General features: G+C 54.4%; 10 protein-coding genes. 7 read left to right on the forward strand and 3 right to left on the reverse strand.

What is annotated here, in order from left to right; genetic code table 11:
- The first annotated feature begins 30 nt into the window (after positions 1-30).
- Positions 31-3,561 (forward strand): pyruvate:ferredoxin (flavodoxin) oxidoreductase, encoded by a 3,531-nt coding sequence (nifJ, locus tag AB1E22_RS20675; protein ID WP_367597092.1) that lies wholly within the window; start codon positions 31-33, stop codon positions 3,559-3,561.
- Positions 3,562-3,663: 102 nt separating this feature from the next.
- Here nifJ and AB1E22_RS20680 read toward each other — a convergent pair whose 3' ends face one another.
- The 3 genes from AB1E22_RS20680 to AB1E22_RS20690 form a co-directional block, all read right to left on the reverse strand.
- Complete coding sequence (locus tag AB1E22_RS20680) at positions 3,664-4,731, reverse strand: YncE family protein (protein ID WP_437178425.1); 1,068 nt, start codon at positions 4,729-4,731, stop codon at positions 3,664-3,666.
- 191 nt (positions 4,732-4,922) lie between these two features.
- Complete coding sequence (gene aldA / locus AB1E22_RS20685; protein WP_367597094.1) at positions 4,923-6,362, reverse strand: aldehyde dehydrogenase; 1,440 nt, start codon at positions 6,360-6,362, stop codon at positions 4,923-4,925.
- A gap of 221 nt (positions 6,363-6,583) precedes the next feature.
- Positions 6,584-7,528: a sugar-binding transcriptional regulator gene (locus AB1E22_RS20690; RefSeq protein WP_367597095.1), complete on the reverse strand. Its 945-nt coding sequence runs from the start codon at positions 7,526-7,528 to the stop codon at positions 6,584-6,586.
- A gap of 210 nt (positions 7,529-7,738) precedes the next feature.
- Here AB1E22_RS20690 and AB1E22_RS20695 point away from each other — a divergent pair, with 210 nt between their 5' ends.
- The 6 genes from AB1E22_RS20695 (at position 7,739) to AB1E22_RS20720 (ending at position 13,769) form a co-directional block, all read left to right on the forward strand.
- Entirely contained in the window at positions 7,739-8,680 is a 942-nt protein-coding gene (locus AB1E22_RS20695) for a D-ribose ABC transporter substrate-binding protein (protein WP_367597096.1), read from the forward strand.
- A gap of 13 nt (positions 8,681-8,693) precedes the next feature.
- The gene (locus tag AB1E22_RS20700) at positions 8,694-9,296 is read left to right on the forward strand and encodes a DUF2291 family protein (protein ID WP_367597097.1); all 603 of its coding nucleotides are present in this window, start codon (positions 8,694-8,696) and stop codon (positions 9,294-9,296) included.
- Positions 9,296-10,813: a sugar ABC transporter ATP-binding protein gene (locus AB1E22_RS20705; protein WP_367597098.1), complete on the forward strand. Its 1,518-nt coding sequence runs from the start codon at positions 9,296-9,298 to the stop codon at positions 10,811-10,813. The genes AB1E22_RS20700 and AB1E22_RS20705 overlap by 1 nt, the downstream gene beginning before the upstream one ends.
- A 1-nt stretch (position 10,814) precedes the next feature.
- Positions 10,815-11,915: an ABC transporter permease gene (locus AB1E22_RS20710; protein WP_367597099.1), complete on the forward strand. Its 1,101-nt coding sequence runs from the start codon at positions 10,815-10,817 to the stop codon at positions 11,913-11,915.
- Between the two features lie 86 nt (positions 11,916-12,001).
- Positions 12,002-12,832: a transketolase gene (locus AB1E22_RS20715; protein ID WP_367597100.1), complete on the forward strand. Its 831-nt coding sequence runs from the start codon at positions 12,002-12,004 to the stop codon at positions 12,830-12,832.
- Positions 12,825-13,769 (forward strand): transketolase family protein, encoded by a 945-nt coding sequence (locus AB1E22_RS20720; protein WP_367597101.1) that lies wholly within the window; start codon positions 12,825-12,827, stop codon positions 13,767-13,769. The genes AB1E22_RS20715 and AB1E22_RS20720 overlap by 8 nt, the downstream gene beginning before the upstream one ends.

Raw genomic sequence — 13,769 nt, forward strand, 5'->3', positions numbered from 1 at the left:
CATTTTATTGCGCAATGTAAGGGTGTCTTCATGATCACAATCGACGGCAATGGTGCAGTCGCGTCTGTGGCGTTTCGCGCCAGCGAAGTTATTGCCATCTACCCGATAACGCCCAGTTCAACCATGGCGGAACTCGCAGATGCCTGGTCCGGGGACAATCGCAAAAACGTCTGGGGCGACACGCCTCGCGTTGTAGAAATGCAGTCTGAAGCGGGCGCTATTGGCGCGGTTCACGGTGCGCTGCAAACCGGTGCCCTTTCCACGTCCTTTACTTCATCGCAGGGTTTGCTACTGATGATCCCGACGCTCTACAAACTTGCCGGGCAGTTAACTCCCTTCGTGTTACACGTTGCAGCACGTACGGTCGCAACGCACGCGCTTTCCATTTTTGGCGATCATTCGGATGTCATGGCGATTCGCCAGACTGGCTGCGCCATGTTGTGTGCCAGCAGCGTTCAGGAAGCCCAGGACTTCGCGCTGATTTCTCACATCGCTACCCTTAAAAGCCGCGTGCCGTTTATTCATTTCTTCGATGGTTTCCGCACCTCCCATGAAATCAATAAAATTGCGCCGCTGGCAGACAGCACCATTCTCGACCTCCTGCCGCAAAAAGAAATTGACGAACACCGCGCCCGGGCGCTGAATCCGGAACATCCGGTGATTCGCGGCACCTCGGCAAACCCGGATACTTACTTCCAGTCCCGCGAAGCGACAAACCCGTGGTACAACGCGGTTTACGAACACGTCGAGCAGGCGATGGACAACTTCGCCGCCGCCACAGGCCGCCAGTATCGCCCGTTTGAATACTACGGCCATCCACAGGCCGAGCGCGTAATTATCCTGATGGGTTCCGCTATCGGTACCTGTGAAGAAGTGGTCGATGAATTACTGACCCATGGCGAAAAAGTGGGCGTGCTGAAAGTTCGCCTGTTCCGCCCTTTCTCCGCCGACCATTTATTAGCCGTCCTGCCGGAATCCGCACGCCAGATTGCCGTACTCGACCGCACCAAAGAGCCAGGCGCGCTGGCAGAACCGCTCTACCTTGACGTGATGACGTCGCTTGCCGAAGCCTTTAACCGTGGCGAGCGCGAAACGCTGCCGCGCGTCATCGGCGGGCGTTACGGTTTGTCTTCCAAAGAGTTTGGCCCAGATTGCGTGCTGGCGGTCTTTAACGAACTGAATCAAGCCAAACCGCGCCCGCGCTTCACGGTAGGTATTTACGACGACGTAACCAATTTGTCTCTGCCGTTACCGGAAAACACCCTGCCGAATCGCGCCAAACTCGAAGCGCTGTTCTACGGTTTGGGCAGTGACGGCAGCGTTTCAGCGACCAAAAACAACATTAAAATCATCGGTAATTCCACGCCGTTCTTCACCCAGGGTTATTTCGTTTATGACTCCAAAAAAGCAGGCGGCCTGACGGTTTCCCACCTGCGCGTCAGCGAACAACCGATTAACTCAACCTATCTTATCGACCGCGCCGATTTTGTTGGCTGCCACCAGTTGCAGTTTATCGACAAATATCAGATGGCCGAGCGCCTGAAACTCGGCGGCATCTTCCTGCTTAACACGCCGTATGGCGCGGATGAAGTGTGGCATCGCCTGCCGCAAGAAGTACAGGCTCTGCTGAACCAGAAAAAAGCACGTTTTTATGTGGTCAACGCGGCGAAAATTGCCCGTGAATGCCAGCTTGGGGCGCGTATCAACACCGTTATGCAGATGGCGTTCTTCCACCTGACCAACATTCTTCCGGGCGACAGCGCGCTGGCACAATTGCAGGGCGCGATTGCTAAAAGCTACAGCAGCAAAGGCCAGGAACTGGTGGAACGCAACTGGCAGGCACTGGCGCTTTCCCGCGAACTGTTAGCAGAAGTCACGCTGCAACCGGTCAATGAAACCAGCCCGATGCGCCCGCCGGTCGTTTCCGATGCGGCACCAGATTTCGTCAAAACCGTTACCGCCGCCATGCTCGCCGGGCTTGGCGATGCGCTGCCTGTTTCCGCCCTGCCGCCAGACGGCACCTGGCCGATGGGCACCACACAGTGGGAAAAACGCAATATCGCCGAAGAAATTCCTATCTGGAAACCGGACATCTGTACCCAGTGTAACCACTGTGTGGCCGCCTGCCCGCATTCAGCGATTCGCGCCAAAGTCGTGCAGCCAGAAGCGATGGAAAACGCCCCTGCAGCCCTGCAATCTCTGGATGTAAAATCCCGCGATATGCGTGGGCAGAAATACGTCTTGCAGGTCGCGCCGGAAGATTGCACCGGCTGTAATCTGTGCGTAGAAGTTTGCCCGGCGAAAGATCGCCAGAATCCGGAAATCAAGGCCATCAATATGATGTCGCGCCTTGAGCACGTTGAAGAAGAGAAAGAGAACTACGATTTCTTCCTCAGCATGCCGGAGATGGATCGCACCAGCCTCGAGCGCATCGATATTCGTACTTCGCAACTGCTGACGCCGCTGTTTGAATACTCCGGCGCCTGCTCCGGCTGCGGTGAAACGCCGTATATCAAGCTGCTGACTCAACTGTATGGCGACCGCATGCTGATCGCCAACGCCACCGGGTGTTCATCTATTTACGGTGGTAACCTGCCTTCAACGCCGTATACCACCGATGCCAACGGTCGCGGTCCGGCATGGGCGAACTCACTGTTTGAGGATAACGCTGAATTTGGCCTCGGCTTCCGTCTGACGGTCGATCAGCACCGCGCCCGCGTGATGCGCCTGGTCGGTAAATTTGCCGATAAACTGCCAGCGGAACTTAATGAGCAACTGCACGCAGAAGCGACGCCGGAAGTGCGCCGCGAACAGGTTGCGGCCTTGCGCCAGCATCTGGCCAATATCGACGATCCCGACGCGCGTCAGTTAATAACCGACGCTGATGCGATGGTGGATAAATCTATCTGGCTGATTGGCGGCGACGGTTGGGCGTATGACATTGGTTTTGGCGGCCTGGATCACGTATTAAGCCTGACCGAGAACGTCAATATTCTGGTGCTGGATACGCAGTGTTATTCCAACACCGGCGGCCAGGCATCGAAAGCCACACCGCTCGGGGCAGTGACCAAGTTTGGCGAGCACGGCAAGCGTAAAGCGCGTAAAGATCTCGGTGTCAGCATGATGATGTACGGGCATGTTTATGTGGCGCAGATTTCACTCGGCGCGCAGCTCAACCAGACGGTGAAAGCGATTCAGGAAGCGGAGGCCTACCCTGGCCCGTCATTGATTATCGCCTACAGCCCATGTGAAGAGCACGGCTATGACCTGGCGTTAAGCCACGATCAGATGCGTCAGCTTACCGCTACCGGTTTCTGGCCGCTGTATCGCTTCGATCCGCGTCGTGCCGATGAAGGTAAATTGCCGCTGGCGCTGGACTCACGTCCACCATCAGATGCGTTAGCCGATACGTTAATGAAAGAGCAGCGTTTCCGCCGCCTGAATGCGCAGCAGCCTGAAGTCGCGGAACAGTTGTGGAAAGATGCGGCTGCCGATTTGCAAAAACGTTACGACTTCCTGGCGCAGATGGCGGGTAAAGCGGAAAAGGCGGATAGCGAATAGATTTGGGAAAATGGTGGATGGCGCTTGCGCTTATCCACCCTACAAAACCGTGGATCGGGTAGGTCGGGTAAGCGCAGCGCCACCCGACATTTTCCTCGAAACTTATTTGAAGCTAATACGCACGATATCATCCGGGCGGGTAGGTTCTTTTTCACGGCTGCCAGGCTGTTTCACGCTCACGAATAATTGCTGGCCGTCGGGTGAAAGCGCGAGGCTGTTTGGTAGTGCTGGCGTGTCAATAGTCTCCAGCACTTTGTAGCTTTTCGCATCAATCACACTGACTTTCCCGGCCTGGCGGTGCGTGACATAGATTTCATTACGCGTCGGGTTAAACAGCACGGCAAGCCCCAGCGGCACATCCACCTTGTTAATCACTTTGCTGGTTTTGGTATCCACAACCAACAACTGCGGAGATTTAGAATCGGTGATAAACGCGCGGTTATTTGCGGTATCAAGCGCAACATTCAGATAGAAATGCTCACCTTCGCTATCCAGTTTGGTGCGAGAGAGAACCTTGTTGGTTTTGCTGTCGATAACGATAAATTCGTTGTCAGCGTTGGTCATATAAATACGCGAAGATTTTTCGTCAATCGCCAGACCGGTCGCCATTTTTCCCAAATCTTTGATGGTATCGCGCAGGGAAAGCGTCGCCCCATCAATCACCCACAACACGCTGGATTCACCCAAACCACCCATATACAGCGTATTGGTCGCTTCGTTTACCACTAACTGACGCGGAGCCAGCGGGCGCACTTTTTCGGTACGTTTTGTTTCATCCACCACCAGGGACTTAATCACATCCCCTGTTTTGCTGTTAATGGCCGTTACCGCGCTGCTGATAGTATTGCCGATAAACAACGTGCCCGTCGTTTTGTTAAACGCCACGCCGAACGGCTTCAGATTGTTATGAATCGCCTGAGTCACTTCGAGCGTTGCCGGGTCAAGGCGATAAACTACCCCGCCTTTATCCATTTTGCGGCTTTGTGATGTCGCAACATACAAAGCGGATTGATCCGCGCTGTAGGCCATCTCATACGCCCCTTTGCCCACCGGTTTTCTTTCCACGGTGAAAGAGGTGTCAGCAAACAGAGAACTGGAAAACAGCAGGCTGGTGAGCACCAGGGCAGGCAAAGCGCGTAAGCGGGTTTGTGGTAAAGCAGACATAAATATCCTTATCAACAGCAGGTGAATATCTTTATCTAACAGCGCGTTAGCTAAAGAACAGAATTGTTGTTGATATTAATTATCATTTTCGCAGATAAAAGTAAATGATTCTCATTTGAATTGTGAGTTTACGAGAGGTCACAATGCGGGCATGAAAAGCCGGGGCTTACCTGATCTACACAGGTAAGCCCCATGGACTACACCTGCAAATAAACCACCTGGGTTTGCAAATACTCATTCAGGCCGTGGCGACCATCGGCTCCGCCAATGCCAGACTTACGCCAGCCCGCATGGAAGCCCTGCATCGCCTCAAAGTTTTCACGGTTAACGTAAGTTTCACCGAACTTTAGGCCTTTAATCGCTTTCATGGCGACGTTTAAATCGCGCGTATAAATCGAAGAGGTCAGGCCGTAATCGCTGTCGTTTGCCATTTCAAGCGCCTGCTCAAGCGTCTCAAAGGTGGCAACTGGCAGCACCGGGCCGAAAGTTTCATCATGCATAATGGTCATCTCCTGGCGCACATCCACCAGCAGCGTTGGCGGGTAAAAATACCCTTTCCCTTCCGGCGTTTTGCCACCCAGCACCACGCGCGCCCCTTCGCTTACCGCGCGAGCCACTTTTTGCTCGACGCGTTCAAGAGCTGCGGCGTTGATCAACGGCCCCATTGAGACATCATTACGCTCGCCGGTATCACCAAAGCTCACCTGTTTAAACGCTTCGCTCAGGCGAGTAATAAACGCGTCGTAAATCCCTTTTTGCACATATACGCGCTCGGCGCAGTTGCACACTTGCCCGGTGTTAATCATGCGGGAATCAACAATTGCTTTCACGGCGATGTCCAGATCCGCATCGTCCATAACGATGGCAGGCGCTTTGCCGCCCAGCTCTAAACAGACTTTAGTGATGTTTTTAGACGCGGCCGCCATGATTTTTTCACCGGCGCCGACGCTGCCGGTCATGCTGACCATCGCCACTTTTGGATTTGCCGCAAGCTCCTGGCCGACCGTTTCACCGCGCCCAAGCACCAGGTTAAACACCCCTTTCGGCAGGCCGATATCATGAACAATTTCCGCAAACGCTATGGCGTTGTTCGGCGTAAATTCGCTTGGTTTGATGACAATGGTATTGCCGGTAATCAGCGCGGGCGCAAGTTTGCGGGCAATCAGGAAGAACGGGAAGTTCCACGGCAGAATCCCGGTGGTGACGCCCAGCGCGCGTTTGAACACCAGAATGTTTTCACCCGGCCGGTCGCTTTGCAAAATTTCGCCTTCATAACGGCGTGCCCACTCAGACATATAGTCGAGATAATCCGCCGTGAACGCCACTTCCACTTCTGCAAGCTGTTGCGTTTTACCCCCTTCCGCCACAATCAATGCGGCGATCGCTTTCGCTCGCTCACGAATCCCGGCGGAGATTTTACGCAGCCAGCCAGCACGCTCGATGGCCGGCTGCGCCTCCCAGGCAGGCTGGGCTTTTGCCGCCGCGTCAATGGCATCGCTGGCCTGCTGCGCGGTTCCATCAGGAATGCGTGAAATTAATGCCTCGGTGGCCGGGTTAATCACATCAATCCACTGCTCACCCTGCCATTGAACAAATTGACCATCAATATACATCGGGTGTTGTACAGGTGCTGTCATGACCGTCTCCTTTGCGTTTGCTTGTGTTTGCTGTTTTTGTTTTGTTTGTGTGAAATTTATGTAAACACTTTAGGGTTCAAAAACAGCAATTCGGGCAAAAGGATCATGAACTGTGATGGTTCTCAATAAAAACGAGGGAAATGAAGCCGTTTCGTTCTTTTGTCGAGAAGTGAAAATGACCGTTTTCAACACGCCGGAGTGAAAACGGTCAACAGGAGGGATTAGAGGAGCTGGCGAGCCGTGGGGTAATCCGTGATCAGAACGTCGATGTAGCCTCCTTGCAACGCTCCGCGAATCGCATTGGCTTTGTCATTCCCACCGGCCAGCGCCACCACATGCGGGCAGGCACGCACCTGGCTGAGTTCCATGCCAATTACCGGATCTTCTTCTTTGCTCAACACGGGTTCACCCTGAGCATTAAAGTAATGCAGACAGATATCCCCCACTGCGCCGCGCTCGGCGAGGGTTTTAAGCATTGCTTCGCCGTAATAGTTACCCGAATTTTTTAGCAACTGAGACGGTTCAAGTTCGCCGATGCCGAGGATGGCCACATCCACTTCAGCAAATTTCTTCACCACTTCGGAGACATCGTCGCTGGCGACCAGCTTTGCACGCTCTTCCACAGAATGTTCAATGCTTTGCGAGGGCAGCAGCCATGCCGGGCAATCAAGCTGCGCGGCAAGATTTTGCGTCAGAATCGTGGCCTGCACGTTACCGTTTGGCCCCACGCCGCCAAGCAGTTGGATCACGCCCCGCGCTTTGATGCTCTGCGGATGCAACTCATCGACCATCGCCCGGATAGTGGAACTCCAGGAAGAGATGCCGACTAAATCGTTTGGCCGCAAACGGGTTTCGACGTAGTGCGCGGCGGCGCTACCAATCGCATGTTTGATTTGGCTCGCGGGAGCAGATTCGTCGACATCCACCACGATCGCCTGGCGTATGGCATATTTCTTCTCCAGCGCCTGTTCGAGCGAAAGGAAAATATTGGGCGGTTGAATAACACTGATTTTTACCACGCCCTCTTTTTGGCAGCGTGTAATGGCGCGTGAAACAAACGACTGCGAAAGGTGCAGTAACCCGGCGATTTCTGACTGTTTCATGCCGTCAACAAAATAGAGCGTCGCAATCTTAACCAACAAACGTTGTTCATCCTGCTTTGACATAAGCGCCTCCTGATTCTCTCCCTGTATTTTTATTCAAGGCTGAATAAATAACAAGACAGCTTTCTTTTTGCCGGTTAAGCGTACGATTTGTGATCGCTTTCGCCTTTTTATCATTTTGCTCGATTCGACATGGACAGATCTCAGGGTCGGGCATATCGTTACATTGAATAATAAATCATGCTTGAATATATATTCAATGTGGAGATAAAAATGAAATTTACCCTACTGAAGACCTCACTCGTTGCCGCTCTGCTTGCTTCATCGTCGTCTCTGTATGCCGCTGATAATGGCCTGATTGCGATTATTACGCCATCGCATGACAACCCGTTCTTTAAAGCCGAAGCCGATGGTGCGCTGGCTAAAGCCAAAGAGCTGGGTTACACCACACTGGTGGCGTCCCATGACGATGACGTCAACAAACAAAACCAGTTAATTGAAACAGCCATTGCCCGCAAAGCAAAAGCCATCATTCTGGATAACGCTGGAGCCGATGCCACCGTTGGCCCATTAGAAAAAGCTAAAGCCGCGGGCGTCCCTACTTTCCTTATTGACCGTGAAATCAATAAAACCGGCGTTGCCGTCGCGCAAATTGTTTCCAACAACTATCAGGGCGCGCAGCTCGGTGCCGAGAAATTTGCCAAATTGCTCAACGGTAAAGGCAAATACGTTGAGTTGCTGGGCCGCCAGTCGGACACCAACGCCCACGTTCGCTCCCAGGGTTATCACGATGTGCTGGATGACTATCCGGATATGAAAATGGTGGCGCAGCAAACCGCCAACTGGAGCCAAACCGAAGCCTTCACGCGCATGGAATCTATTCTGCAAACCCAGCCGGACATCGTCGGCGTAATTTCCGGCAACGACACCATGGCGCTGGGTGCTGAAGCCGCGTTAAAAGCCGCCGGGAAAACCAATGTCATCGTGGTGGGTTTTGACGGCAGCGATTACGTGCGTGACTCCATCATCGCCAAAAGCAATATCAAAGCCACCGTGCTGCAACCTGGCTGGGAACAAGCGCAAATGGCGGTGGTTCAGGCGGACTATTTCCTGAAAAACGGCAAACCGCAGACCCAGGAAAAACAGCTCATGGACTGCGTATTAATTGACGACAGCAATGCTAATCAACTGAAAACCTTCAAGCTGGTTCAGTAATCCGGGAGGCTGTATGTCGTTCAAACAATGGGGTATTGGCTTTTTATGCGGCAGTACCCTGTTGCTCACTGCCTGCCGGGTGGTGGATCTGGATGAAAACGGGCAACCGATTATTCCTGCCGATCCGAATGCGAAAGCCAGTTTCGCAAACCAGACGCCCGCGCAGATAGCGCAACAAACCTGGAACACCAAAGTGCTTACCCCCGCGCAGTCCCATGCGCTGGATAGCAGCACCCTGAAAACCCGCGCGGGCAGCGCCAAAAACGAGAGCGTATTCGTCAAGGTGCAGGGAAACATCGACCGCGTTTCTCTGGATAACGAACGCGAACGCACTGTAACCATTAACGTCAACGGTCAGCCGTTGCAGGTGCAAGTCGGGCCGATGATCCGGGGCAACGCTATTCGGGACGCAACCGGCTACAAGTTTGAAGACTTCACGAATCAGGTGCAGTTTGCCCAGCTTTCCAAAGCGTATAACCGCGAGGCGGCAAAACACTTGCCTAAAGTGGATGACAGTTGGCAGCAGCAGCCTGTAACGGTGCTGATGGCCGTCACGATGCGCAACGGTGCGCTGAGTGATGCCGCCGCCATTTCACTGGAACGGGAGCAACCCTAATGTCGCAAGATCCTATTATTCTGCGCACCCACGGTATTTCAATGCTGTTCCCCGGCACCGTGGCGCTGGACAACATTGATTACAACGTCTGGCGCGGCAAAGTGAACGTGATCATCGGTGAAAACGGAGCCGGAAAATCCACCCTGATGAAAATTCTGGCGGGCGTGCAGCAGCCGAGCGTGGGCGAAATACGGCTCAACGGCGAACTCGTGCAGTTCAGCAGCACGCGCCAGGCGGCGGCGCACGGCATCGGCATGGTGCATCAGGAGCTAAACCTGTTTGAAAACCTGACGGTTGCCGAAAACATTTTTCTTGGTCGCGAACTGCAACATGGCCTGTCACCGATTGACGAAGCGACCCAACAGGCGCGCAGCGCAGAGTTGCTTAAACGCCTCGACCAGCCCATCTCCCCAAAAGAACTGGTTGCCAATCTGAAAGTGGGTCAACAACAACTGGTGGAAATTGCCAAAGCGCTGGCGGAAAACGCCGACATTCTCATTCTGGATGAACCGACCTCGGCGCTGAGCAAAACCGAAGTGGAGATCCTCTTCCGGGTCATTCGAGAACTCACCCGCCAGGGCGTGACCATCATTTATATTTCTCACCGCCTCGAAGAGCTGATGGCGATTGGCGATGTGATCACCATTCTGCGCGATGGCAAATTCCAGGCCGAAGCGCAGGTCTGCGACATCGACGTGCCGTGGATTGTGCGCGAAATGTTAGGCAGCGAACCCGTCTCCAGCTTCCTGAAACCAGGGCGTCAATTTGGCCCGGCGATTCTTGAAGCCGAACACATCACCTGCGTCAACGCGGCGGGTAATACGGTGGTCGATGACGTCAGTTTTCACGTACGCGCCGGAGAAATCGTCGGAATTTATGGCCTGATGGGGGCCGGTCGCACCGAGCTGTTTGAATGCCTACTCGGCACGCAGCGTAACTATCTGGGCAAATTATGGCTCGATAGCAAACCGGTGCCGCCACGCCTTGCTACCGCGGAACGCATCCGCATGGGCATGAGCCTGGTGCCGGAAGATCGCAAACGCACCGGAATTTTCCCGATCTCCTCGGTGGCAAGCAACCTGACCATCGCCAGTCTCTGGCGGCGTTTACAGCGTGGTTTCGCCATCTCTCAGCCCGATGAAACGGCGGTGGTTGCCAGCACCATCGGCAATTTGTCCATCAAAGTCTCGTCGCCTGAGGTAGAGATCCAGGCGCTCAGCGGCGGGAATCAGCAAAAGGTGGTGATTGGCCGCTCGCTGCTTACCAATCCGAAACTGTTATTGCTGGATGAACCGACGCGCGGAATTGACGTGGGAGCCAAATCTGACGTGTTCCGCATGATGGTTCAGCTCTCTGAACAAGGGATTGCGGTGGTGTTTTCCACCTCAGACCTGAAAGAGATTATGGCGGTTTCTGACCGCATTCTGGTGATGTCCGGCGGCAAAGTCACCGCAGATATTCCCCGGGAACAAGCCGAAGAGTCGGCGTTGGTTTCCGCTAGTGCACAAGGGTTCTGATATGAAAACGAATGATACTGTCGCGCTCAACGCCAGACCAACCTCACCGTTTAGCTCGCGCGAAAACCTGCTGCTGTTACTGCTGAAACTGCGCACCTTTATTGCGCTGTTTTTGATAGTGGGTTTCTTCGCCATCATGGTGCCGGATTTCCTCGCTATGGGCAGTCTGGTCATCATGATTAAACACATCGCCATCAACGCCTTCCTGGCGCTCGGCATCACCTTTGTGATTATTACCGCCGGCATCGACTTGTCGATCGGGGCAACACTCGGGCTGTGCGGCATGATTGCCGGATGGCTGATAACCAAAGGCATTGTGCTGCCGATGTTCGGCATCGCTATCTTCCCAAGCGTCTGGGTGATTGTCCCGCTGGTGCTGTTAGTTGGCGGGCTGATTGGGGCCACCAACGGCTGGATTATTACCCGCTATAACGTCGCGCCGTTTATCTGCACGCTCGGCACCATGTATGTGCTGCGCGGAGCCGCCATGCTGACCTCGGGCGGTGAAACCTTCCCCGGCCTTTCCGGCAACCCGCAGCTTGGCAATACGGGTTTTGATCTGATTGGCTCCGGCACGTTGTTCGGCATTCCGTGGGCAATCTGGATGATGATCGTGCTGGCGCTCGGCATCGCTTATGTCGCCCGCCGCCTGCCGTTTGGTCGCCATGTTTATGCGATTGGAGATAACGAACGCGCGGCTGAACTTTCCGGCGTCAAAGTCCGCCAGGTCAAAATTTGGGTCTACACGTTATCTGGTTTGTGCGCGGCTATTGCCGGGATTGTGGTTTCCGCCCAGTTAGTTGCCAGCCATCCGGCAAACGGCACGGCATTTGAGATGAACGCCATCGCCGCAGTGGTACTCGGCGGAACGTCGCTGGCAGGCGGGCGCGGCACCATTCTCGGCACGCTAGTCGGCGCGTTCGTGATTGGTTTCCTGGCCGACGGCCTGGTGATGATGGGCGTGAGTGAATTCTGGCAAATGGTGATCAAAGGCATTGTGATCATTGTGGCGGTGATTATCGACCAGATGCAGAACCGCATGCAGCAAAAAGCCGCCGTGGTGGCTCAGAAAGCGATGATGGAAAGCAGCGGGAAAGTGTAGCGCTTCCCAAGTCCTGACCGGCGGGTATTTTTTTACCCGCACGGAATAAATATTCAATTATGATTTTTAATGCAAGAGGTAACGTTATGAATCCGTTCGCACTCTCAGTTACGGATCTGGAAAAGAAAGCGCGCGCCGTCCGTCGCCGTATCATCCTGCTCAACGCCAATAGCCCGGCAGGCGGGCACACCGGAGCTGATTTATCGCAGGTGGAAATCTTAACCGCCCTGTACTTCCGGATCCTCAACTGTTCGCCGGCGCTGATAAACAGCGACCAACGCGACATTTACATTCAGTCCAAAGGCCATGCGGTTGGCGGTTACTACTGCGTACTCGCGGAAGCCGGTTTTATTCCGGTTGACTGGCTGCCGACCTATCAGCACGCCGACTCGCACCTGCCCGGTCATCCGGTAAAACATAAAACGCCGGGGGTGGAACTCAATACTGGCGCTCTCGGCCATGGCCTGCCGGTGGCTGTGGGGATTGCTCTTGCCGCCAAACGCAACAACAGCCCGCGCCGCGTGTTTGTAGTCACCGGAGACGGGGAACTGGCCGAAGGCAGTAACTGGGAAGCGGCACTCGTCGCGGCTCACTACCAGCTCGATAACCTTTTCATTATTAACGACAAAAACAACCTGCAACTGGCGGGCTCAACCAAAGAGATCCTCAACACCGACCCGCTGGATGAGAAATGGCGCGCCTTTGGCATGGAGGTCACCGAGTGCAGCGGGAACGACATGGCTGATGTGGTCGCCACGCTTGAGGGGCTGCGTCCAAACGGGAAACCGCATGTGGTGATCGCCAATACCACCAAAGGCGCGGGTATCTCCTTTATTCAGGGGCGCGCCGAATGGCACCACCGGATACCCAAAGGCGACGAAATCGAACTGGCACTGGAGGAGTTAAAAGATGAGTAACAGCGAACATCTGGCCACCGTCATGGTGAATGCCTTTATTGATGCCGTTGAGCGCGGGGTAGATTTGGTGCCGGTGGTTGCCGACTCAACCTCTACGGCAAAAATCGCCCCGTTTATGAAACAGTTTCCTGACCGGCTGGTAAACGTCGGCATTGCCGAGCAAACGCTGGTGGGAACCGCGGTGGGCCTGTCGATGGGCGGTAAAATTGCCGTCACCTGCAACGCCGCTCCGTTTCTTATCTCACGCGCCAACGAGCAAATTAAAGTCGACGTTTGCTATAACAACAGCAACGTAAAATTATTTGGCCTCAATGCCGGAGCCAGCTACGGCCCCCTCGCCAGCACGCACCACAGCATCGACGACATCGCGGTGCTGCGCGGGTTTGGCAACATCGAAATCTATGCCCCCTCCTGCCCGATTGAATGCCGTCAGATTATTGACTATGCCCTCGAACACGTTGGCCCGGTCTACATTCGTCTCGACGGTAAAGCGCTGCCGGAATTACATGATGCCGATTATCGCTTCACGCCAGGGGCGATAAATCAGCTTCGGGAGGGTGAAGATGTCGCGTTGGTCGCGATGGGTTCCACGGTACACGAAATTGTTACGGCGGCGGCGCAGCTCGCCGATGTCGGGATTAATGCGGCGGTGATCAACGTTCCGTCTATCCGACCTTGCGATACCGCACAACTTCTCACCATGCTTAAAAATTCGCGCCGCGTGATAACCGTCGAAGAACATAACATCAACGGGGGCGTCGGCAGCCTGGTCGCTGAAGTACTAGCCCAGGCGGGATCGGGCATTCCCTTGTTGCGCCTGGGGATTGCCGACGGAAGCTATGCCATTGCTGCGGATCGTAAGGAGATGCGTGCCCATCATGGAATTGATGCCGCAGGAGTCACACAGTCCGCAACACGGTTTTGCAAAGGAGCATAG

Source organism: Buttiauxella gaviniae (assembly GCF_040786275.1).
Lineage (GTDB): Bacteria > Pseudomonadota > Gammaproteobacteria > Enterobacterales > Enterobacteriaceae > Buttiauxella > Buttiauxella gaviniae_A.

What these genes read in the sequence shown, in the direction of transcription:
- nifJ (WP_367597092.1), top strand. Translation starts at nt 31, where the DNA reads ATGATCACAATCGACGGCAATGGTGCAGTCGCGTCTGTGGCGTTTCGC.
- aldA (WP_367597094.1), bottom strand. Translation starts at nt 6,362, where the DNA reads ATGACAGCACCTGTACAACACCCGATGTATATTGATGGTCAATTTGTT.
- AB1E22_RS20690 (WP_367597095.1), bottom strand. Translation starts at nt 7,528, where the DNA reads ATGTCAAAGCAGGATGAACAACGTTTGTTGGTTAAGATTGCGACGCTC.
- AB1E22_RS20695 (WP_367597096.1), top strand. Translation starts at nt 7,739, where the DNA reads ATGAAATTTACCCTACTGAAGACCTCACTCGTTGCCGCTCTGCTTGCT.
- AB1E22_RS20700 (WP_367597097.1), top strand. Translation starts at nt 8,694, where the DNA reads ATGTCGTTCAAACAATGGGGTATTGGCTTTTTATGCGGCAGTACCCTG.
- AB1E22_RS20705 (WP_367597098.1), top strand. Translation starts at nt 9,296, where the DNA reads ATGTCGCAAGATCCTATTATTCTGCGCACCCACGGTATTTCAATGCTG.
- AB1E22_RS20710 (WP_367597099.1), top strand. Translation starts at nt 10,815, where the DNA reads ATGAAAACGAATGATACTGTCGCGCTCAACGCCAGACCAACCTCACCG.
- AB1E22_RS20715 (WP_367597100.1), top strand. Translation starts at nt 12,002, where the DNA reads ATGAATCCGTTCGCACTCTCAGTTACGGATCTGGAAAAGAAAGCGCGC.
- AB1E22_RS20720 (WP_367597101.1), top strand. Translation starts at nt 12,825, where the DNA reads ATGAGTAACAGCGAACATCTGGCCACCGTCATGGTGAATGCCTTTATT.